The 20,885-nt window shown below is 49.7% G+C and carries 21 protein-coding genes and 2 other annotated features; of the genes, 5 read left to right on the top strand and 16 right to left on the bottom strand.

What is annotated here, in order from left to right; translation table 11 throughout:
- Positions 1-20 precede the first annotated feature (20 nt).
- Genes trpA through trpD form a run of 5 tightly spaced genes read right to left on the bottom strand, consistent with a single transcriptional unit; the run spans position 21 to position 4,246 of the window.
- Entirely contained in the window at positions 21-788 is a 768-nt protein-coding gene (trpA, locus tag KNO91_RS04060; RefSeq protein WP_214816374.1) for a tryptophan synthase subunit alpha, read from the bottom strand.
- Positions 785-1,969: a tryptophan synthase subunit beta gene (gene trpB, locus KNO91_RS04055; protein WP_214816373.1), complete on the bottom strand. Its 1,185-nt coding sequence runs from the start codon at positions 1,967-1,969 to the stop codon at positions 785-787. The genes trpA and trpB overlap by 4 nt, the downstream gene beginning before the upstream one ends.
- Positions 1,951-2,523, bottom strand: coding sequence for a phosphoribosylanthranilate isomerase (locus KNO91_RS04050; RefSeq protein ID WP_214792668.1), 573 nt, complete (start codon positions 2,521-2,523; stop codon positions 1,951-1,953). The genes trpB and KNO91_RS04050 overlap by 19 nt, the downstream gene beginning before the upstream one ends.
- A complete protein-coding gene (gene trpC, locus KNO91_RS04045; protein WP_214816372.1) occupies positions 2,499-3,260 on the bottom strand; it encodes an indole-3-glycerol phosphate synthase TrpC in 762 nt (253 codons plus the stop codon). Before trpC ends, KNO91_RS04050 begins: the two co-directional genes overlap by 25 nt.
- Positions 3,257-4,246 (bottom strand): anthranilate phosphoribosyltransferase, encoded by a 990-nt coding sequence (gene trpD / locus KNO91_RS04040; RefSeq protein ID WP_214792662.1) that lies wholly within the window; start codon positions 4,244-4,246, stop codon positions 3,257-3,259. Before trpD ends, trpC begins: the two co-directional genes overlap by 4 nt.
- Before the next feature lie 55 nt (positions 4,247-4,301).
- Positions 4,302-4,529, bottom strand: a binding site (T-box leader).
- Positions 4,530-4,577: 48 nt separating this feature from the next.
- Positions 4,578-4,806, bottom strand: a binding site (T-box leader).
- Positions 4,807-5,000: 194 nt separating this feature from the next.
- Here trpD and KNO91_RS04035 point away from each other — a divergent pair.
- On the top strand, positions 5,001-6,362 hold the full coding sequence (locus KNO91_RS04035) for an amino acid permease (RefSeq protein ID WP_214816371.1): 1,362 nt from the start codon (positions 5,001-5,003) through the stop codon (positions 6,360-6,362).
- 85 nt (positions 6,363-6,447) lie between these two features.
- Here KNO91_RS04035 and KNO91_RS04030 read toward each other — a convergent pair whose 3' ends face one another.
- From KNO91_RS04030 to KNO91_RS04020, 3 genes are all read right to left on the bottom strand, one after another.
- Positions 6,448-7,941: a murein hydrolase activator EnvC family protein gene (locus KNO91_RS04030; protein ID WP_214816370.1), complete on the bottom strand. Its 1,494-nt coding sequence runs from the start codon at positions 7,939-7,941 to the stop codon at positions 6,448-6,450.
- Positions 7,942-8,363: 422 nt separating this feature from the next.
- A complete protein-coding gene (locus tag KNO91_RS04025; RefSeq protein WP_214786072.1) occupies positions 8,364-8,729 on the bottom strand; it encodes a DUF423 domain-containing protein in 366 nt (121 codons plus the stop codon).
- A gap of 12 nt (positions 8,730-8,741) precedes the next feature.
- Positions 8,742-9,347: a trimeric intracellular cation channel family protein gene (locus KNO91_RS04020; protein ID WP_012727503.1), complete on the bottom strand. Its 606-nt coding sequence runs from the start codon at positions 9,345-9,347 to the stop codon at positions 8,742-8,744.
- 93 nt (positions 9,348-9,440) lie between these two features.
- Here KNO91_RS04020 and KNO91_RS04015 point away from each other — a divergent pair, with 93 nt between their 5' ends.
- Positions 9,441-11,078 carry an ABC1 kinase family protein gene (locus KNO91_RS04015; RefSeq protein WP_214786070.1) on the top strand — a complete coding sequence of 546 codons (1,638 nt, stop codon included), beginning with the start codon at positions 9,441-9,443 and terminating at the stop codon, positions 11,076-11,078.
- On the opposite strand, the gene KNO91_RS04010 is transcribed toward KNO91_RS04015, so the two are convergent.
- Both KNO91_RS04010 and KNO91_RS04005 read right to left on the bottom strand, forming a co-directional pair.
- The gene (locus KNO91_RS04010; protein WP_214816369.1) at positions 11,017-12,600 is read right to left on the bottom strand and encodes a GNAT family N-acetyltransferase; all 1,584 of its coding nucleotides are present in this window, start codon (positions 12,598-12,600) and stop codon (positions 11,017-11,019) included. The two genes, KNO91_RS04015 and KNO91_RS04010, sit on opposite strands and share 62 nt — an antisense overlap.
- Positions 12,597-13,109 carry a glycerol-3-phosphate acyltransferase gene (locus tag KNO91_RS04005; RefSeq protein WP_214792648.1) on the bottom strand — a complete coding sequence of 171 codons (513 nt, stop codon included), beginning with the start codon at positions 13,107-13,109 and terminating at the stop codon, positions 12,597-12,599. Before KNO91_RS04005 ends, KNO91_RS04010 begins: the two co-directional genes overlap by 4 nt.
- Before the next feature lie 92 nt (positions 13,110-13,201).
- Here KNO91_RS04005 and KNO91_RS04000 point away from each other — a divergent pair, with 92 nt between their 5' ends.
- A complete protein-coding gene (locus KNO91_RS04000; protein ID WP_214816367.1) occupies positions 13,202-14,614 on the top strand; it encodes an NAD-dependent succinate-semialdehyde dehydrogenase in 1,413 nt (470 codons plus the stop codon).
- A 48-nt stretch (positions 14,615-14,662) separates the two neighbouring features.
- Here the strand turns inward: KNO91_RS04000 and KNO91_RS03995 are convergent, their stop codons facing one another.
- The 6 genes from KNO91_RS03995 to KNO91_RS03970 all read right to left on the bottom strand — a co-directional run bounded on the left by KNO91_RS03995 (position 14,663) and on the right by KNO91_RS03970 (position 18,741).
- Entirely contained in the window at positions 14,663-15,295 is a 633-nt protein-coding gene (locus tag KNO91_RS03995; protein ID WP_214792643.1) for an HAD family hydrolase, read from the bottom strand.
- 114 nt (positions 15,296-15,409) lie between these two features.
- A complete protein-coding gene (locus tag KNO91_RS03990; protein WP_012727509.1) occupies positions 15,410-15,775 on the bottom strand; it encodes a rhodanese-like domain-containing protein in 366 nt (121 codons plus the stop codon).
- Between the two features lie 109 nt (positions 15,776-15,884).
- Positions 15,885-16,163: a DUF5327 family protein gene (locus tag KNO91_RS03985; protein WP_214816364.1), complete on the bottom strand. Its 279-nt coding sequence runs from the start codon at positions 16,161-16,163 to the stop codon at positions 15,885-15,887.
- A 62-nt stretch (positions 16,164-16,225) separates the two neighbouring features.
- Positions 16,226-17,512 carry a DUF2252 domain-containing protein gene (locus tag KNO91_RS03980; RefSeq protein WP_214816361.1) on the bottom strand — a complete coding sequence of 429 codons (1,287 nt, stop codon included), beginning with the start codon at positions 17,510-17,512 and terminating at the stop codon, positions 16,226-16,228.
- Between the two features lie 13 nt (positions 17,513-17,525).
- Entirely contained in the window at positions 17,526-18,476 is a 951-nt protein-coding gene (gene msrA, locus KNO91_RS03975; RefSeq protein WP_012727512.1) for a peptide-methionine (S)-S-oxide reductase MsrA, read from the bottom strand.
- Positions 18,477-18,558: 82 nt separating this feature from the next.
- Positions 18,559-18,741, bottom strand: coding sequence for a hypothetical protein (locus tag KNO91_RS03970; RefSeq protein WP_031422036.1), 183 nt, complete (start codon positions 18,739-18,741; stop codon positions 18,559-18,561).
- 222 nt (positions 18,742-18,963) lie between these two features.
- Here KNO91_RS03970 and KNO91_RS03965 point away from each other — a divergent pair, with 222 nt between their 5' ends.
- Complete coding sequence (locus tag KNO91_RS03965; protein ID WP_214786050.1) at positions 18,964-20,040, top strand: diguanylate cyclase; 1,077 nt, start codon at positions 18,964-18,966, stop codon at positions 20,038-20,040.
- 128 nt (positions 20,041-20,168) lie between these two features.
- Entirely contained in the window at positions 20,169-20,693 is a 525-nt protein-coding gene (locus KNO91_RS03960) for a hypothetical protein (protein ID WP_214816358.1), read from the top strand.
- Positions 20,694-20,885: the final 192 nt, after the last annotated feature.

The raw sequence follows: 20,885 nt of genomic DNA, 5'->3' as shown, positions 1-20,885 counted from the left end.
TCGTATGAAGCGCTGATTTTTTATACGTGCATTTGTTTTGCTGATTGAATCAACGTCTCAACGTCTTTTGTTCGTCCTTCATGGAGCGCCTCGACGATAAAGCTTCCGACGACGACACCATCACATGCATTTCCAAGCGTCTGCACTTGCTCCGGTAAATGTACGCCGAATCCTGCCAAAACAGGAACGCGTGACTGCTCTGTCAATCGAGTCAAATAGGCAAGTAATTCGTCCGGGAACACATCGGCTTTCCCTGTCGTTCCTTTGAGCGTGACCGCATAGACGAATCCTTCCGCTTTCTCTAAGATGGATGCTGTCCGCGCCTCACTGCTCGTCAACGTCACGAGCGGGATGACCGCGACGTCATGCCGCTCGATATCTGCGAATAATTGAAGACTTTCTTCAAACGGAAGGTCCGGAATGATGACCCCGCTTACCCCGCATTCCTTCGCTCGGTCAAAGAACGGTTGAATCCCGAATCGAAACACAGGATTCAAGTATGTCATCAACACGATCGGAACGTTAAATTGATCATTTCCTTCTATTAAATGGTTCAATACCATTTCGAGCGTCACGCCCGCTTCAAGCGCACGCATTCCTGCCGCCTCAATGATTGGACCATCTGCCACCGGATCGGAGAACGGGATACCGAGTTCAATCGCTGTCGCACCCATCCGTTCTAGTTCAACAATGGTCGGGATGAGTCGGTCCATCCCACCGTCACCGGCCATAATATACGGAACGAATGCCGCTCCTTCTCGTTCGCGAATCGCTGTCTCTAATGTCATCGTGTCGCCACCTTCTCTCGGATTGTGTGGACGTCTTTGTCTCCGCGTCCTGATAAACAGATCACCAATGTTTCGTCTTCTCCCATTGTCTTCGCGAGCGTTTCTGCGTAAGCGAGAGCATGAGACGACTCCAAGGCAGGAATAATCCCTTCTTGGCGGCTGAGTGCGAGACACGCATCGAGCGCTGCGTCATCCGTGACAGCTGCATACCGCACCCGTTCGATGTCTTTCAAGAAGCTGTGTTCCGGTCCTACCCCTGGGTAGTCGAGCCCGGCTGAGATCGAATGTGCCTCCTCGATTTGACCGGCCGCGTCTTGCAACACATACATGAGCGACCCATGTAACACACCGACTTCACCTTTCGTGAGTGTCGCCGCGTGTTTGTCTGTATCAATCCCACTGCCTGCTGCCTCGACACCATAGAGGGCGACCGACTCATCGTTCAAGAACGGATAGAACATGCCCATGGCGTTGCTTCCTCCACCGACACAAGCGACGACGGCGTCTGGGAGGCGTCCTGTCTGTTCAAGGATTTGACGACGTGTCTCTGTCCCGATCACACTTTGGAAATCACGTACCATCTGCGGGAACGGATGCGGTCCAAGTACTGAACCCATCACGTAATGGGTATCGTCGACATGTTTGACCCAGTAACGGAGCGCTTCATTGACGGCATCCTTTAGTGTACGACTACCTGATTTGACCGGAACGACTTTCGCTCCGAGCAATTCCATCCGAAACACGTTCAACGCCTGGCGTTCAACGTCGACCTCACCCATGAAGATCGTACATTCTAAATCGAGTAACGCACATACTGTCGCAGTCGCGACACCGTGCTGACCCGCTCCCGTCTCGGCGACGACTTTTTGTTTCCCCATCCGTTTCGCAAGGAGCGCCTGTCCGATCGTGTTGTTGATCTTATGGGCACCGGTATGGTTCAAGTCCTCACGTTTCAAATAGACGTTCGTCCCAAGACGACGACTCAGGTTCGACGCATAATAGAGCGGCGTCTCACGTCCCACGTATTCGTTTAATAAGGAAGAGAAGCGTTCTTGAAACTCAGGGTCTTGCTTCGCCTCTTCGTAAGCGACCTCTAATTCTTCGACTGCCTGCATGAGCGTCTCCGGAATATATTTTCCACCGTATTGTCCAAATTTCCCGTTCACTGGTTGTGCATACATCCTAGTTCCTCCTTGGCACGTTGAATGAACGTGCGAATTTTTTTGATATCTTTCACACCGTCTGTCTCAACACCGCTCGAGACATCGACGCCGTCTGGTTGGATCGTTTGAATCGCTTGTCTTACATTGTCTGGGGATAGGCCACCTGCTAGCCAAAATGGACGATTCGGTCGCTCAATCGTTGCCCAGTCTAAAATCTGTCCACTGCCCGGGGTCGGATGGTCCATCAATCGAACATCCGCCGCCACCTCAGTTGAAGCATCGATAATCGGTAATCCGAAGATTCGCAGTTGTTCAATCGACTGCGTTCGATGGTGAATTTGTAAATCCGTCAGTCCCACGTCCATCGTTTGCGCGATGTCTTCCATTGAAGGACTTAAAAACACACCAACGATTCGAACCGATTGCGGGATAAACGTTGCTAACGTCTTCGCTGTGGCCACGTCGATTTGACGGGAACTCGGGGCGAACACGAATCCGATGGCATCCGCCCCCGCTTCGACCGCCGCTTCGACCGCTTCTTCTGTTTTCAATCCACAAATTTTAACGAACATGTTTTCAACTCCTCGAGTAACCGGGTCGGGTCTTCTTCCCGCATGAGTGCTTCTCCGACGAGAATGGCGCTGGCCCCGGCTTCTTTTAGACGCGCTGCCGCCTCGACGGTGCTGACTCCACTTTCACTGACGAACGTGACATCGGGATAACGTTCCATCAAATCGATTGATGTCTCAAGTGATACCTCGAACGTTTTTAAGTCTCGATTGTTGATGCCAATCAACACGTCATCGAGCTCGAGCGCGATGTGTAACTCGGCTTCGTCATGCACTTCGACCAAGACGTCAAGACCGATCGAGCGAGCGTATCGTGTCAACTCGTGGAGACGTTTCGGATGAAGTGCCGCTACGATGAGGAGCGCCACACTCGCACCGTAATGCTTCGCATAGTCGAGTTGTCGTTCATCGATGATGAAGTCTTTGCAGAGTACCGGGATTGTGACCACGTCGGCGACTTGTTGTAGATCTTCAAAAGACCCATTGAAATACGTCGTGTCCGTCAACACCGAAATCATCGTCGTTCCGGCTTGTTCATATTGACGAGCCCGTTCGGCGACGTTCACATCCTCCCGAATCATTCCTTTCGAAGGTGATGAACGTTTGATTTCCGAGATGATGTGGAATCCATCACGCATTCGATTCAAGAGAGCAATCGGCTCTGTCACGGTGACATCGATTGGCTCCATACGACTGACCTCTTCGATTTTCGTTCCGATGATTTTCGTTAAATAACTCATGCCTCTACCTCCGTACGTTGTAAGTGTTGTAACACGCGTAAGGCGTGCCCTTCATCGATACTGCGTTTCGCCTCTTTCACCCCTGCACGAAGCGTTGAAGTCGTGCCGTACGTGCAAAGGGCAAGCGCCGCATTCAATAAGACGACATCTCGCGCCGGGCCCGACTCCCCGTTCAATACAGCGAGTAGTGTCGCGGCGTTCTCTTCCGGCGTTCCTCCACGTAGTGCTTCGAGCGGTGCCCGCATCAAGCCAACATCTCGTGGGTCGACCGCGTAACGCGCCGTCTGTTCCCCGTCAAAGAAGTACACCTCGTTCACACCAGCGAGGCTCGCTTCATCGAGGCCACCCGCACCGTGTACGACCATGCCACGCTCTACTCCAAGATGACGCATCGCTGTCGCCATCTTCTCAAGTAGTGATGGATGGTAGACACCAATCAGTTGTCGTTTCGGACGAAGCGGATTCGTAAGCGGTCCGATTTGGTTGAAGATGGTCGCCGTCGCGAGTCGTTTCCGGACCGGCATGACGTGCTTCATGATCGGGTGGACATGCTGGGCGAACAAGAAACTCAAGTTCGTCCGTTTCAAGTCGGCATGTACTTCTTCCGCCGTCTTCACAATCGGAACGTTCAATGCCTCGAGGACGTCCGCACTTCCAGACCGACTCGATACGCTACGGTTCCCATGTTTGGCGACCGGGATGCCGAGACCGGCCAACACGAAGGCGACGGTCGAGCTGATGTTGAACGTGTGCGCCCCATCGCCGCCCGTGCCACAGACATCAAGTACAGGCAAATCCGTCGGGGGGAACTGTGCTGCTTCACGGATGTATGCCGCGAGTCCCGCCATCTCTTCTGCCGTCTCCCCACGTTCTTTCATCGCGAGTAGCACCCGTTCGATTTGTGCTTCATCCGCTTGGAACATCTCGCTTGCTGCCACTTTCATATCTGCTGTTGATAGTGCGTTTGTCTCCAATTGTTGAATCATCGTCTGTTCCCCCTCTAAAAATGTGTATAAAAAAACTCCACACGACAGTCGTCGTATGGAGGACGGTTCTAGACCGCGGTGCCACCTCTCGTTGATTCCGAAGAATCCACTCTCCGATGCAATCACATCGTATCCCGATAACGGGGGAAGCCGTCACGACCTACTTCATTCAGCCATGCTCTCATGAGCCCATTCACGCGGACACCTCGGTCAGGATCTCACCATCCCTGACTCTCTGGACGAAACGTCTTCTCGCGCTACTCTTCTCAATCCTCGATTTATGTTATAGAAACGAAAAAGGGGTTACCCGCCTCCTCATAGCCTATGCTACAAGAAGGACGAGTAACCCCGTGGTGCCACCTTCGTTGGTTCCGAAAAACCCACTTCACGGACGATCATCCGCTTCCCCATGATAACGGTGGGTAACCCGCTAAAGCCTACTCAAAGTTCGGTTTAGAGCTCAGAAGTCCATTCGCGACGTCCTGTATACTGATTCGCACCAACCATCAGCTCTCTGTCATACAAGATTCGTCGTTACTTCTCTTCGTCGACGCCTTTATTCGTTTCAGTTAAGTTAACTCGTACTATACAGGGAGGATGCATCCCTGTCAAATAAAAAAAATCGAAAAACTTTGCCTCTATATGTGCACCCCGAAATCGAGAACCTTCATCGGTTTTTCGAATTGACATCGTTTTTTTCTGTCTGCTATAGTCGTCCACAACAACATTTCACTCAACTAAAGGAGAATCGATTTTGGAAACAAACAAACTAAAACGCGAGCTGTCCACCCGGCAACTCACGATGATTTCCCTCGGGAGTGCCATCGGAACCGGGCTGTTCCTCGGAAGCGGGCTCGCGATCCAAACCGCTGGTCCGAGCGTGCTCGTCAGCTATGCCATCGGGGCGTTCATCGTCCTCTTACTCATGGGTGCACTCGCCGAAATGACGGTCGCCCATCCAACATCTGGATCATTCGGAACGATTGCCGAGCGATACGTCCATCCACTCGCAGGCTTTCTCGTCCGTTACTCTTACTGGGTCGCGAACGTACTCGCTGTAGGGGTTGAGGTCAGTGCCATCGCTATCTATATGCGCTACTGGTTCCCGGATGTGAACGGGTTCGTCTGGGTCGCCCTCTTCGGTGGACTACTCATTTACGTCAACGCCCGTCATGTTCACACGTTCGGGACGACCGAATACTGGTTATCCTTCATCAAAGTAACTGCCATTATCCTATTCATCGTTCTCGGTGCCGCCACATTGTTCGGCGAACCAGGATCACCGATTGAATCGATCACGACTGGAAACGAAGGTTTCTTCGCTTTCGGGTTTTACGGAATGTGGGTGACGATTTTCATCTCCCTCTTCAGTTTCCTTGGAACCGAACTCGTCGCCGTCACAGCAGGCGAAGCAAAAGACCCGGATCAGGCCGTACCACGCGCTTTACGCGCTACCGTGTTCCGATTGACGTTCTTCTATGTCGTCACGCTCGCCATCATGCTCATGCTCATCCCATGGCAGCAAGCGGGTATCGATCAAAGTCCGTTCGTGCTCGTCATGGAACAGTTTGATGTGCCGTTCGCGGCAGGTATCCTCAACTTCGTGATTTTGATTGCCGCCTTGTCAGCGATGAACGCACAGCTCTATGCATCAACACGCATGATGTACTCGCTCGCAGAAGCCGGCGATGCACCGAAAGTGTTCAAAAAAATCAGCAAAAACGGCATCCCGATGTTCGCATTACTCGTTTCAACGGGTGGCATCGTCCTAGCCGCTTTATTACAAGTGTTTATGGAATCGTCATATCCGTTCTTGATGGGAATCTCGATGTTTGGAGCCATTTTCACTTGGTTCATGGTCTTCGTCTCCCACTTGTTCTTCCGGAAGAAATGGACCGGACGAAAACTCCCTGTCCGTATGATGGGATATCCGTTCCTCCCAATACTTGGAGCTGTCTTACTCCTCAGCCTGATGATCACGACATGGTTCACCGATTTCAACATCTTGTTGAAGTTCGGGGTACCTTGGTTGATTGGGTTGACGATTATCTATTACGTGCGTGAACGCATGCGTAAGAAACAAGATCATTCAAACGATATCGAGCAAGCCAACTAACGAGCATCCCTTCGCCATCGCGGAGGGATTTTTTGTACGCACAAAAGCTCCTCTCGCAATCGAAAGGAGCTTTCTGTATAGGGCATCAGAAGAACTGACGCGGGTTGACCGTGCTACCTGCGCTCGTTGCCGAGTACGAGTAGCCGCCTTTATGAATCTCAAAGTGCAAGTGCGGACCTGACGAGTTCCCTGTGTTTCCAAGTGTCCCGATATTTGATCCTTGTGTCACACGCTGTCCTGAGCTGACAGATACTGAGTTCATGTGTGCATAAACTGTCGTCCAAACTTGACCGTTGATGACGTGCGCGATCATGACGTGGTTCCCGTAAGCGCCACCCCAGCCTGCACGAATAACTGTACCTGTCGCAGATGCACGAATCGGTGTACCTGTTGGACCAGCGATATCTACACCGTTATGGAACGTGTAGCCGTACGCACCGCTCGCCGGACCCCACCCTTGTGAGTAGCGTCCTGAAGCCGGTTGAATGAACATTGAGCTAGACGGTGCTGGCGTCGATGTCGTCGGTGCCGGTTTCGGCTCCGGTTTCGGCGCTGGTGCTGGCTCCGGTTTTGGTGCTGGTGTTGATGGAGCCGTGTTGTTTGAAGACGACGAAGACGGGGTATTCGTTTTATTGTCTTGCTTTTGTTGTGCAGCAGCTTGACGAGCCGCTTCCGCTTCTCGTGCTGCCTCTGCCTTGCGAGCAGCCTCAGCTTGACGTGCAGCTTCTGCTTGGCGTGCTTCTTCTGCCTTACGTGCCGCCTCTTGACGAGCTGCTTCTTCAGCACGACGACGGGCTTCCTCTTCTTCACGACGCTGCGCTTCGATTTCAGCAGCGATTGCTTGTTCTTGTGCCACTAACGTCGCTTCAATTTCTTGAAGGTCGAAGATTTGCGATTCAAACTTGATGTTCTTCTCTTCAAGCTCTTTGATACGCTTCTCACGTTGCTTCATTTTCTTCTCGAGCTCAGCTTGACGCACTTCAAGTGCTTTTTGTTGTTTGAGAAGTGAGGCACGTTCTGCTTTCAAGTCAGCTTGTGCTTCTTTGAGCGATTTTTGTGTCGCTTCATAGTCATCGAACAACTCTTGGTCACTACGCTGAATCGTTCCAGCCGTGATCATACGCGTGACAAGATCAGAGAGGTTTTTTGAACCGAAGATGAATTCAGCCCAGTTAATTGAGCCGCCACCGTTCTTTTGCATCGTGGCCATACGTTCTTTCATCATCGCTTCTTGTGCCTTCATTTTTTCTTGGTAATCTTTAATGTCGGCTTCAAGATCCTCGATTTTCATCTCGGTACGCTTGATTTCTTGGCGCTTCATGGCGACATCGTTGATGATGTCCTGCAACTGTGCGTCCATTTTATTGACCTCTGCCTGAACTTTTGAAATCTCTTCTTTGTTCACTTCAATCTTTGAAGACGTATCGGCTTGGTTCTTTTTCACGTCATTGCGCTTCTCTTGTACTTTTTGTTGTTCTTCTTGTTTTTCTTTAATCGAAGTCGATGCGTCGGCAACTGTATGTGTGCTGATGAGCATCACACCAAGCGTCAGCGTCGAGACTGTGCGTTTCCAATTCATGAATGGGGTACATCCTTTCTTAAATGACAAACGTGAGTACCTACTACACTACATATTTTAAAGCCGTTTCAGTATGTAACAAAAACGATCATTTGGTTGAGTTTCAACACGACTAATTATATCTAACTGCTAGATATTTTCCTGTTAAAGTTATATTTCAATTTTATTACGCACGCACAACAGCATAGGCAACGAATGTGTTGAACTTATTATTTATCAATACCTTTTCTAATCGTCCATTCTGACATGTTCCTGTAATATTTTATGTAAATAGAGAACGCTTTACCCTATTTTCAAATAATAAATACATGAAGCGCAAATCTGTTTTCCAATTGATGGGATGACTCATCAAAAAAATCCATGCCTTCGCTGCATGTGAACATGAGCAAAGACATGGATGTCGAAATAAATTGATTCTGTCATTATAATTTCATCGCACCGACGATGACAAAAATCCAAGCAGCAATGAATAAGACGCCGCCGATTGGTGTCACGGCTCCGAGTTTCGTGATTCCCGTCAACGCCATGACGTATAAACTTCCAGAGAAAAAGATGATTCCCGCAAACATGAGCCAGCCGGCAATGTTAAATTGGCTGATACTCACACGCATGAGGAGCGCTGCGATCCCGACGATCCCGAGCGCATGGATCATGTGATAGAGCACGCCCGTCTGCCAGTTCGCCAACATGTTCGGTGACAGTCTCTCTTTTAGCGCATGGGCACCGAACGCGCCAAGTGCCACACCGAGTGCCATCAATCCGGCACCAATCATTAGTAAAATCTTCATTTTCGTTCCCCCTTATCTGACTTTTCGTGCTGGTAAATTCCACTTCCGATAGTAGGATATCACTCGAAGTGTCGCTACGACAATTAAAAGCGCATAGACGGCAAGACCGCCTTCGAGCTTGAAGTAATACGTGATGACCGCAATGAGAATCGCCCAAATCGCGTACACCTCTGATTGCAAGACGAGCGGTTTACGCCCAGCCAGTAAGTCGCGGACCACACCACCCCCGACCCCGGTCAGGACAGCCGCCGCGATTGCTGCCGATAACGGTAAATCCAGCTTGATGGCGACCTGTGCTCCTTGAAAGGCAAAGGCGACCAATCCGATTGCATCCACAATCACACCCCAGCGTTCCCAATGTGGCAATACGACACTTGGTAGCAGGAAGATGAGGAGTGCGACCAGAAAACATAAAATAAATAAATCATTCTGTTGCCAAATCAAACTGACGGGGTTTCCTAACAGGACGTTCCGAATCGCGCCGCCCCCAAAGGCGGTGATAAACGCGAGCAACCATACCCCAAAAATATCGTATTTTTCATCCATCGCAATGATGGCTCCGCTCGCCGCGAACGCAATCGTTCCGACGACGTTGAGCAATTCCCACTCCATGAACATCCCTTGCCCTTTCTTCAACGCATTGTATGGTAAAGTATAGTTACAAAAAATCAGGTCAGTCGAGCGACTGTCGTAAAGGATGTCGGTATTACAATGAAACGTATCGCTTTGTTCCGCATATGGATTATCGTCACCATGTTCGCCCGATTCATCATTCGGCTATACGCCTTTTCACGTAAGCAACAGCAAGGTGTCGCCACGACAGAAGAATATGAAGCACTCATGCTCAAGCTCGCGCGTGAGTATAAACGAAACGCACTCCGACTCGAAGGCTTGTTGATCAAGCTCGGACAATTCTTGTCCATTCGTGCCGATTTATTGCCTCCGGCCGTCTTGAACGAACTATCTGAACTCGTCGACCGTGTCCCGACATCGGGTTGGGACAAGTCGCGCGCGATTCTAGAGGCGGAATGGGGCGTCCCTTACACGCAAGTCGTCAAAGACGTTGGCATCGACGCCGTCGCCTCCGCCTCAATCGGGGAAGTGTACGGTGCCACCCTTCTGGAAAACGGCAAGCGGGTCGCCATCAAAATTCAACGTCCGAATATCGAAAAAATCATCCGTACCGACTTCCGGGCCATGCGGATTGTCACGTCGATGTTGAAGCGGACATCCCTCGCAAAATCGACCGACTTAGATAGCTTATATCGCCAAATGATTTTTGTCATCGGGGATGAACTAAATTTTCAAACCGAATTAAAAAACGCCTTATATTTCAAAGCCAAATATGCGGATAATCCGGACGTTTACATCCCGGATTATCACGAACACCTCTGTACGAACCGCGTCTTGACGATGGACTGGGTCGATGCACGACGCATCACCGACCTCGCCTTCTTAAAAGAAAATGAAATCGATCGCTCCGCCCTAGCCGAACGACTATTTACGCTCGCCGCCGAACAATTGTTGTTCGGAGGACAGTTCCACGCTGACCCGCACCCCGGAAACGTTCAAATCCGAGCAGACGGCACCATCATCCTACTCGACTTCGGGATGGTCGGACAGACGACGGCACAGGACATGGCAACGATCCGAAACATCTTACAGGCGTTCATCTCGCTCGACTATGACAGCATCGTCGACGGCCTAGAAGATTTACGCTTCCTCTTGCCGACGGCGAACAAGCAAAACATCCGCCAAGCACTCGAGAAAGCCGTCACTTTTTATTTAGAGACCGATATCGACACCGTCGATACGAAGTTAATTGAGAAAGTGTTGCAGGATATTCAGTTGCTCGTCAAAAACGAACCGATCCAACTCCCGGCGGAATTCGCCTTCTTCGGTCGGGCCGCCTCGACTTTGCTCGGCATCCTGCAAATCCTCGATCCGAAAATCGACCTGTTCACACTCGGCAAACCGATTGTCATCGAATGGCTCGAGGAGGACGGCACGACACTTCAAAACCGTTATGTGAAGACCGGGATCAACTATGCGAAGAAATTGTTGAACGTGCCACCGCTTCTCGACAATTACTTAAAAGAGCCGACACGAAAACGCCTGTCGGAGCAAGCGATGTTCCAACGCAACTTGGAATCGAAAGAACTCTTGCACCGTCAGACGTTCAATGCCATCGTCATCTTGCTCGGGTTGCTCGTCGGGCTACTCGGCTATATCCGACCAGATGAATGGCTGTTCTGGTCAGGTGGCGTCGTGTCTGTGCTGGCTTACTTCAATTGGAGACGCCTCGGACGAAAAATTCGTCACTTGGCACGTCAGGATTTTCGTGTGTAAGCGAACCGTCACTTTCCAGAGTGGCGGTTTTTTGTTGCATCCACTCGGCAATATAGGCACCAACGTCACGCATCATGCGAGTTGTCGTCCAGCCCATCGTCGATACTTGGATGACGTTCGCCCGTTTCAAATATTCGCTCTCATATTGGACGAGATAACCTTGATAGGATAGTTGTCGACCTAACTCAATCGAGGACTGTCCGCACGGCATCGGAATCGTGATGATGCCAGGTGATTGGGCGGGACTCAGCTTGAATTGTAAGCCATTCTCGCGAAGTGAGTTGACCAACAATGCCATCTTCTCCTGATGCGATGCGACCTGTTCTTCCGTTAATTCCTCTAATGCGACATCCATCGCCGCAAGGAGCGGTTCCGATTGTGTGAAGGCGATTGGTTGATAGAGGGACAAATCAAAGTAGCGTGGCACGTCTCGCATCATTTCCGCCCGCTCTTTCATCGCGACGAACGCGAGACCTGGCGCATTCCGTAATCCTTTCCCCGAGGAAAAAGTCACGTAGTCCGCGAAAGAATAATCATAGACAAGTGTCCCGACCGCGCTGATTGCATCGACGGCGACGACACCTTGCCACGTGTGAAGCGGGGCGAGGTCGATTAAGATGCCTAAAGATGTCTCACAATGTACCGTCCACACCCACTCCGGTTCAATCTGCTCAAGTTGAGCAACCTCCCATTTCCCTTCCCCGTCCACTTGAATGACATCAAATGAGAGACCGGCGCGGGATGCGTGATCCATGAGACGCTCCCCGAATTCGCCGGCGCATAAAACGACACCATGTCCCCGCAATCTTGCCGCGACCGCATCATTGGCGACCGTGCCACTTCCGAGAAGCGTATAGACGTAAGGAAGTCCGATTCGCTTTGTCAGTTGTTGCTGAACCGATTCGAGCATGCGACTCGTCTCTTTTGAACGGTGTGGGAGTGGTTGCCTTGAGAGTCGTGCTCTCACGCGCTCCGAACATTCGACAGGGCCCGCAAGGAAACTTATTGGTCGAAGCGTCGACGCAGACTTTGATTCATAAAAGGCTGAACGCGTTAACATCATCGGAACGTACCTTGCTTCCTCAGGGCCGATTGGATCCGCAAATGGAATAAATCCGAATCGGTGATAGAGCACTTGTTCACGCGTCGTCCCACTGATGACAATCCCATCCACTTCACGATCGGTCGCATCTTTAATGACCGCTCGCATCAGTCCGGCGAATGTCCGATTGCGTCGATACGCTCTCTTCACAGCAAGCAAACGAATTTCGATCCAATCCCCATCAGGAATGCGCACCCCTTTTTGTTCCAACGAAAAAGGTCTTTCGCCACGTAGTGCACACATGGCGACCACTTCACCGTCTACTTCACCAATCCAATATGTATTCTGTCCATGAAACCGATCGACGAGCCGTCGTTCCGGGTTCGGTGAATGTTGCGGAATCTCTTCGACAAACGTTTCGTAATTCAATCGATGAATGGCGTCAAAATCCGATTCACCGGCTTTTCGATACATAATCATGCTTTCCCCTCCTTCACATGATGATAAATAATGATCATCGCAATGAGCATGGCCCAGATGATATGTTCGAGACTTCCGAGGGCTGCTAGCGGTAGTAGCATAAGCATGACCAGTCCTGTCTCACGTGAATTGCCCGTCACTTTGATCAAGAGCAATAAGATCAGGAGACCACCGATAAACCACCACGGGTCGTATGCCCATATGATTCCAGAAAAAACGGCATATCCCTTCCCGCCTGCGCGAATTCGCCAAAACGGATAAATATGACCAAGCGTGAGCGCAAGCGCTGTCTGCCAAAAATACGGTCCGCTCATCTGCAAGACAAGGATCGTCTTCAGCACGTCGAATCCGTACACGATGAAAAACGCCCATACCCCTCCGATGCGATGCGCATTGCGGGCCCCTGTGTTTTTTGAACCGGATGTCGCTAAATCATGACCACTTAGTAACCCATATAGCCTACCCCCGAGTAGGCCCCCGACTAAATAGCCGACAATAATGATCCACATGGTATCCCCTCATTTTTTGGAAAATTGTGTGCGTTCTAGAAAAACGGGTATCCTCTAATTAACTGTGCACTTTTTGGAAAGGGGAAATCAAGATGCGAGAAGAGAAAAACTTTATTAATGGGGAATGGACAGAAACGGGGCAGACGATCGAAGTACGAAATCCGGCTACCGGAAATGTGATGGCCGTTGTGACGAAAAGCGATACCGCGGAAGCGACACAAGCCGTTGATGCGGCGCACGAGGCGTTACAGGAATGGCAACAAAAAACCGCAGATGAACGAGGGGCGCTACTGAATGAGTGGCATCGTTTGATTGCAGAACATACGGAAGAACTCGCACGGACGATGGTCGAGGAGCAAGGAAAGCCGCTCAAAGAAGCAATCGGTGAAATCAACTATGCGAACGGCTTTATCGATTGGTATGCCGCAGAAGGTCGACGAGTGTACGGGGAGACGATTCCCGCCTCTTCGAACAAGAAACGAATCTTTGCCATCAAACAACCGGTAGGCGTCATCGCCGCCATCACGCCATGGAACTTCCCGGCTGCCATGATCACGCGGAAAGTCGCACCAGCGCTTGCTGCTGGATGTACGGTCGTCATGAAACCCGCATCGGCGACTCCGTTGACGGCGATTGAATTAATCAAATTGGCCGAGAAGGCAGGATTCCCAAAAGGGGTCATCAATCTTGTCACAGGGCAAGCGTCTGATATCGTCAAGGCGTGGCAACAAGACAAACGGGTTCGAAAATTGACGTTCACAGGGTCGACCGAAGTCGGGAAGATGCTCATGCGTGACGCTGCGGACACGATGAAAAAGATTTCGCTCGAACTCGGTGGCCACGCCCCGCTCATCGTCACGGCCAAGGCGGACTTGGATAAAGCTGTCCCGCAAGCGGTCGCCACGAAGTTCCGTAACGGTGGACAGACATGCGTCTGTGCGAACCGAATTTATGTCGAACGAGCCGTCGTCGATGAATTTTCGGAGCGTTTCATCAAAGAGGTCGAAGCGTTGAAAGTCGGGAACGGATTAGAGGAAGGTGTCGATATCGGTCCACTCATCGACGATGACGCGCTCAGTAAAGTCGAAAAACACATCGAGGACGCTCAAATTCGTGGCGGTGAAGTGTATGGTGGTGAAGTGTTAGATGGGCTCTTCATTCGTCCGGCGGTCATCCGTTACGCGAACGAAGACATGCTCTGCATGAACGAAGAAACATTTGGACCGGTCGCACCGATTGCGACATTCGATTCACTCGACGAAGTGATCAAACGGGCGAACAATACGCCGTTCGGATTAGCCGCCTATCTATTCACGCAAGACATCAATGAAGCCGTCTACTTAGCAGAGTCGTTAGAGTATGGGATTGTCGGTGTGAACGATGGGCTACCGTCAACTCCTCAAGCGCCTTTCGGTGGTTGGAAAGAGAGCGGACTCGGCCGTGAAGGTGGTCACCATGGTATCGAAGAATTTTTAGAAGTCAAATACATCTCACTCGGGTTGTAAATAGAGGCATACAAAAAAGGCTTGTCGACATGTGCGACAAGCCTTTTCTTATCGGTTGACCCATTCGACTAAATCGTTCGGTGACTTGATGACGTGATCCGCAAGCGCCCACTCTTCTTCATTTCCGAATCCGAATCCTGTCAAGACGACCGGAAAATCGTGCGCCCGTGCTGCCTCGACATCCGATTTGCGATCGCCGACCATAATATAGTCCGCCTCACCGTGACGGACCCGATGCGCCGTCAGAATGTCTGCTTTCTTCTCGCCACTGACGGACTCCAAGCATTCCGGCGCCGTCATATATGAACGAATCTGTTGCGTATCTAAAATCAGGTTCATGTAATGGACGCCGCAGTTACTCGCCGTCGTCAACGTGTGGCCTTGTTCGTGAAGTGTTTCCAACATGTCACGAATTCCATCGAATAAGACGTTCTGCCCTTCCATCGTCTTCTCGAGCGTCGTGTGACGCAATCTGCGAATGAGACGAATCTCTTCGAGCGACGCTTCTGGAATAACATGCTCCCAAAATGCGTTACCTGCCAAGCCGTATCCTGAGCGGACTGCTTCTTCACTCGGTTTCGGAAGATGAGGAAGTTCCTCAAGCGCTTCATGAATTGCTTGTGTCATCGGTCCTGTCGTATCTACTAACGTGCCATCGATATCAAATAAAATCACTGCCATTGGATTGATCCCCTCTCTTTCACTCTCTCCCTACCGTAGCAGAATCCCCGAAAATGCAAAAGGGAAAACGTAGTGACAAAAAAACGACTGAACCGATTCGTTCAGTCGCGTCCATTATCCTCGCCAGAAATTCATTCCGCCTTTTACAGAATAGACGTCGGTATATCCGGCACTCTTGAGCATCGCTGCGGCGCGTTGGCTACGCATGCCACTTTGACAGATCACGTAGACAGGACGCTCTTTTTCCTTCGGATATTTCGCTTGCGCGTTCCCAAATCCTGAAAGAGGCACATTTTTCGCTTGCTTAATATGTCCTCCGCGGTATTCATGCGGCTCACGCACGTCCAACAGTTGAATGTTCCGCTCTTCCGCGATTCTTCGTTTCAAGTCATCCGTCGAGACCGTTTTAACATTGTTTCGGCGACTCCACCAGAAATACACAAGTCCAATGACGACCGCTACAAAAAGAAAGTCCAACATATTCATGCCTCCATTTGATTTTCATTTCTTACACCCATTATACCCCCTAAGGTATTTAAGTCAATGAAAGTGATTCCACAAAAAAAACCACATGTGATGCACATGTGGTTCAAAAATCGAGCAATGAATCCGATTTAGGTTGTTCGTCTTCTTCCATTGGAATCCCTAGGAAGGCGGCCATCTGACGATCGAGCGGTGGTTTTGATTCACTCGCCGGTATCGTCGCTTGTGGCGTGCTGACACCCTTCGCTTCAGACGTCTCCGCTAATAGCAGTTCGCAAAAGCCCATCAACTTTGCCAAATGACGCTTTTGTACTTCGCCCGTCGATGACTCAATCTGTGTCATCACCTGACGCATCTGAGCGATGACTTGCTGTTCTGTAATCATGGTCCTTACACATCCTTTACGCTTCCATTGTGCAGGATTTCCCCTTCGATTCGCAAGTTTCCTTAACGCTTCCTTGATTCGACCCAATTCAAAAAGGCGTCGTAGTCAAAGCGAACCTGATTTGCATAAAAGTCAGCCCATCTCGATAATTGACGAACGAATAGTGATGGGGAGTCACCGATTGCCGCCGTGATTCGTTCACTCGCCGTATAATCCAACGCATCAGACGTCGCATCGGCCCGTGCGTGAATCTTCGCTGTGATTTGCGCTTGCACTTTCAACGTCTCGATGAGCGACTTCTCATCTTTCATGTGTTTCGCCTTCACTTTGCGCTTATAAGGTGAGCGCTGCCTTACATAATACTCTTTTCCATCAATCGTCAAATAACCGAGATATGGATCACGACTATGGACCATTGCCCGCTGTGCGGCCACGACACGCGCTCCTTGATGCGATAATCCGTTCTCAAATAGCGGATGCGTCGGCAAAAAGAGCGACGGGACGGCAGATTGTGCCTGTTTCATTTCTAAAATGACATCTTCATCGTGCTCTTTGTCTGCTCCTTCAATCAAAATATAGTAACGCTCTAGACCGATAGAAGCCGTTCCACTTTGAAGCTTGATGGCAATGTCTTTGATTTCATAATGATCGGCGTGATGACGATGCTTCTCCGACAAAGAAGACAGATAATCTCCCCAGGCCGTCTCGATCTTCTCGCGCATACCTGATGAAAGGGGAATCAAATCCTCACTCGTTGAAAAGTAACGTTCCTCATCCCGTACTTCCGTTCGTTCGGACATGAATTCGTCCTTCTTTTTCTCCGCTTTTTTAATGACTTTTTTCACGGCTTTACACGTATTCTCTTTTGTAAATTGAATATGCTCACTTCGCCCGTTCGCATGCTTCTCAATCGCCTCTGCGTAAGAGCGGGCAAACGCCTCGATAGCCGCTTTTCCATCAAACCCAGACTCAGCCGCGAACAAGTCGACAGAGACCGCCATCCGCAACAAGTCGAACAAATATGATCCGATGTACGCCTCGTCAAAATCGTTTACGTCATAAATGATCGTACCGGCACCATCCTCGAACACACCGAAATTTTCAAAGTGCAAGTCTCCTTGAATGAACGTCGGGTGCTCAGGACCTGTGTCAAACGCAATCGGAACTTTCGCAAAGTCATAATAGAACAAGTGTGAACTTCCTCGAAAGAACGAGAACGGGCTCGAACTCATCTTCGCATACTTCTCTTGTCTCGCTTCTTCCGACAGATGTCGAACCGACTGATCGTAAAAATCAAGGACGGTCCCGATCGTCTCGCACCGAATTTGTTGTTTGACGGCTGTGAACATACGGCTCTCTCCTTCACTTGTTGAATAAGTGTTTATATTCCCCGTACCCAGCCTCTTCAAGCTCTTCTACAGGAATGAATCGGAGAGCAGCCGAGTTGATGCAATAGCGTAAGCCGCCTAGTTCTTTCGGTCCGTCGTCAAACACGTGACCGAGGTGACTGTCACCTTGTTTTGAACGCACTTCCGTCCGAACCATGTGGTGCGTCGTATCCATATTCAAGTCAACCCGTTTTTCCTCGATTGGACGTGAGAAACTCGGCCATCCGCAATTTGACTGGAATTTATCATGAGACGTGAATAGTGGCGTTCCATCGACGATGTCGACGTACAACCCTTCCCGCTCTTCGTCCCAGTATTCATTTTGAAACGGTGGTTCCGTTCCATTTTCTTGCGTCACTTTATATTGCATCGGTGTCAAGCGCTCACGGAGCGCTTGTTGTTGCTTACGGTCACTCCATGCTTCTTTGATGAACTTCGCGCGACCCGACCCGACCCGATACATCTCGTAGCGGAACGGATTCTTTTTATAATAGTCTTGATGATAATCTTCTGCTTCCCAGAACGTTTTCGCCGGTCGGATATCGACTTCAATCGAACGGTCGAATCTTCCCGAGTCTTCTACTTCCTGTTTCGAACGCTCTGCTGCAGCCCGTTGTTCCTCTGAATGATAGAAGATGGCCGGGCGATACGATTCGCCGCGATCGTTGAATTGTCCCCCACCATCAGTTGGGTCGATTTGACGCCAATAGATGCGGAGCAGTTCCTCATAAGAGATGACCTCAGGATCGAACGTGATCTCGACCGCCTCTAAATGTCCCGTCGTCTCTGAACAGACTTGTTGATACGTCGGGTTATCGACATGTCCTCCAGTGTATCCGGAAATGACACGCTCAACCCCCTCATATTTATGAAACGGTTTGACCATGCACCAAAAACAGCCTCCCGCAAATGTAGCTTTTGCCATAAAAAATCCCTCCTTACTTTGTAGTGTACCCAAAAAAGTCATCAGACAACAAAAAACGAGAACCACAAAATGTGTTCTCGCTTCAGTCTTCTTCGACTTGGTTCACATGACGCATCACTAAAAATAAGATGACTCCTACAATCGCAGCCCCCAAAAGGGTCAACACCATGTTATCTCGAGCCGATAAAGTATAAAAGATCGCTAATCCAATCAAAATGAGCGCAATCGGAATAAACGCTCGTTTAAAATGATCCCAGTAACGCACGGACAGTCCTCCTTTTCTCTTATCATACCAAACTTTCGATTTCCGATAGCGAAAGTTCTAAAAGTTGAAACATGTCTGTGAAACCGAAGAGGAGTAATCGGGGTTGTGCGTGAATTCTAATCTAGAATAACTTGTTTAAGTCGCAGGTTAATCCTACCTGTTTCAGATCATATGCTTTATACTGTAACTAAATATTTCCATACAGGATAAGGGGGAGCTTCGATGCTCACAATCGTTAATGCATTCTTTATCAACCTGTGTATCTTGTTCACGCTCTTCACGATTTCCTTTTTACCGTTCCGCAATCGCCCTCGTTTGACACCACAATCCCCACTAAAAGGCAGAATCTTGCTCGGTGTACAAACCGGAGGCATTGCAATCCTATTGTTAGTCAATGCCTTACCTCTCGAAGGCGTGCTCATCGACTTGCGCAACATTCCAATCATACTCGCCGTTCTGTTTGGCGGCTGGGTAAGCGGGGCTGTCGCGGGTGTCATCTTATTGACGGGGCGCTTCCTGGTCCTCTTTTTTACAGATGGAGCTATGCTCGGTCTCTATCTTGCCATCGCGACAATGATTGTGTTAGTCGGGGCGACAGGCATTTTGCGTAAACGTATGGATAACACGCGTTCCACTTTACTTGTTTTTACAACGATTAGCATCGCCATCTTCGGGGCAGCTATCTATACCGCGCTACCGCTCAATCTGTTTTATCCCGTCTTAATCGTCTATACACTCATGTCATATGGCGGTTCTTGTGCTGCCTATCGATTGCTTCTCGAACTACGCCGTCATTTCGAGAACGTCCAACATCAACAACAGCTTGCTCGAACGGACGCACTCACTGGGATTGCCAACCGTCGTCTCTTGAATGAAGCGATGGCCAACTTGACGGTCGAGGCAGAAGAATATGCGTTAATCTTAGTCGATATTGATCACTTCAAACGAGTGAATGATACGTATGGGCACGACGTTGGGGATGATGTGTTACGTGAACTCGGTATGCTGCTCGTCAATGAAAGTGAAGAGCGGCATTTGGTCGGTCGCTTCGGCGGTGAAGAATTTTTAATCGTCATGCCACACGCTACGCGAGATGAAGTGTCTCGCCTCGCAGAATCTATCCGAGAAAAGGTTTCGTCGTTCCCGTTTGAGACGAGCGCAGGAACGCTACACATCACCGTTTCGCTAGGAGCCTGTCATTCGAACGATATTGAAATCGATAGTGTATTGAAGCACGCAGATGAAGCGTTATATCACGCAAAAGAGTCTGGACGAAATCGCTTCATCCTCGCCTCTTAATCGATTGAACACTTCACACTTGAGCATGTTTTCTCGCTTTACTTTCTCGAAATGAATCGTTAAACTAGGCTAGACTTTGGTTCAGATTGGTACATCAGGATTTATTCAGAAAAGGGGAAACATCGTTCATGTCAGTTTTGTTATCTTTGTTTGGAATTATGTTTATCAGCTCGTTCGCGATTGACTATAAACGTGGGAAGACGCTTCAACAATCGGCACTCGGGGGAATTCGTTCGATTCAACAAAACTTATGGATTTTCTTCCGTACGTCGCTCTCGATGATGATCGTCATCGGCCCACTCTTATTGATTTCAGGATTCGTATTCTCAGATTTAGTAGCATTTAACACCGTCCCATCTTTCCTGATCGCCGTGCTCAGTATCGGTTTTGCTGAACGGATTATCGGAATGACCGTCGCACCACTGATCCGTACGTTTTGGCATCAGCGTGGTCGTCTCATGCCACTTTATTTAGACGCTGCCCTTTACGTATTCTTGCTATCCATTCTCGTGTTAGAGTTTTTGATGAACATCCCGGGGATTCATCTCCAGTCACCGTTCATTGCGCTATTTTTCGCGTTCGCTCTCTTCTTCACGAGATACTTGTTCAGTCTCATTCGATTCACCGTTCGAAAAGGCGTCGCTTCGAACTAAGCAAAACAGAGTCCCATCCATGTTCGCATGGATGGGTCTTTTTTTACCTTTCTTATTGACAATGAGAATCGTTATCAACTATACTCTAGATGTAGCTTCCCAAAAGCTTGACGTGCACGTTCCCCAAACACATCACGTCACGTGGATTCCCCTCCACGACACACTTTTTGAAAGCATTGCTGCGACAACCCC

This window comes from Exiguobacterium sp. s59, from assembly GCF_018617475.1.
In the GTDB taxonomy this organism is placed as follows: Bacteria; Bacillota; Bacilli; order Exiguobacteriales; family Exiguobacteriaceae; genus Exiguobacterium; species Exiguobacterium aestuarii.
Note: the sequence above shows the minus strand (reverse complement) of the source record. Positions and strands in the feature narration are given on the sequence as shown.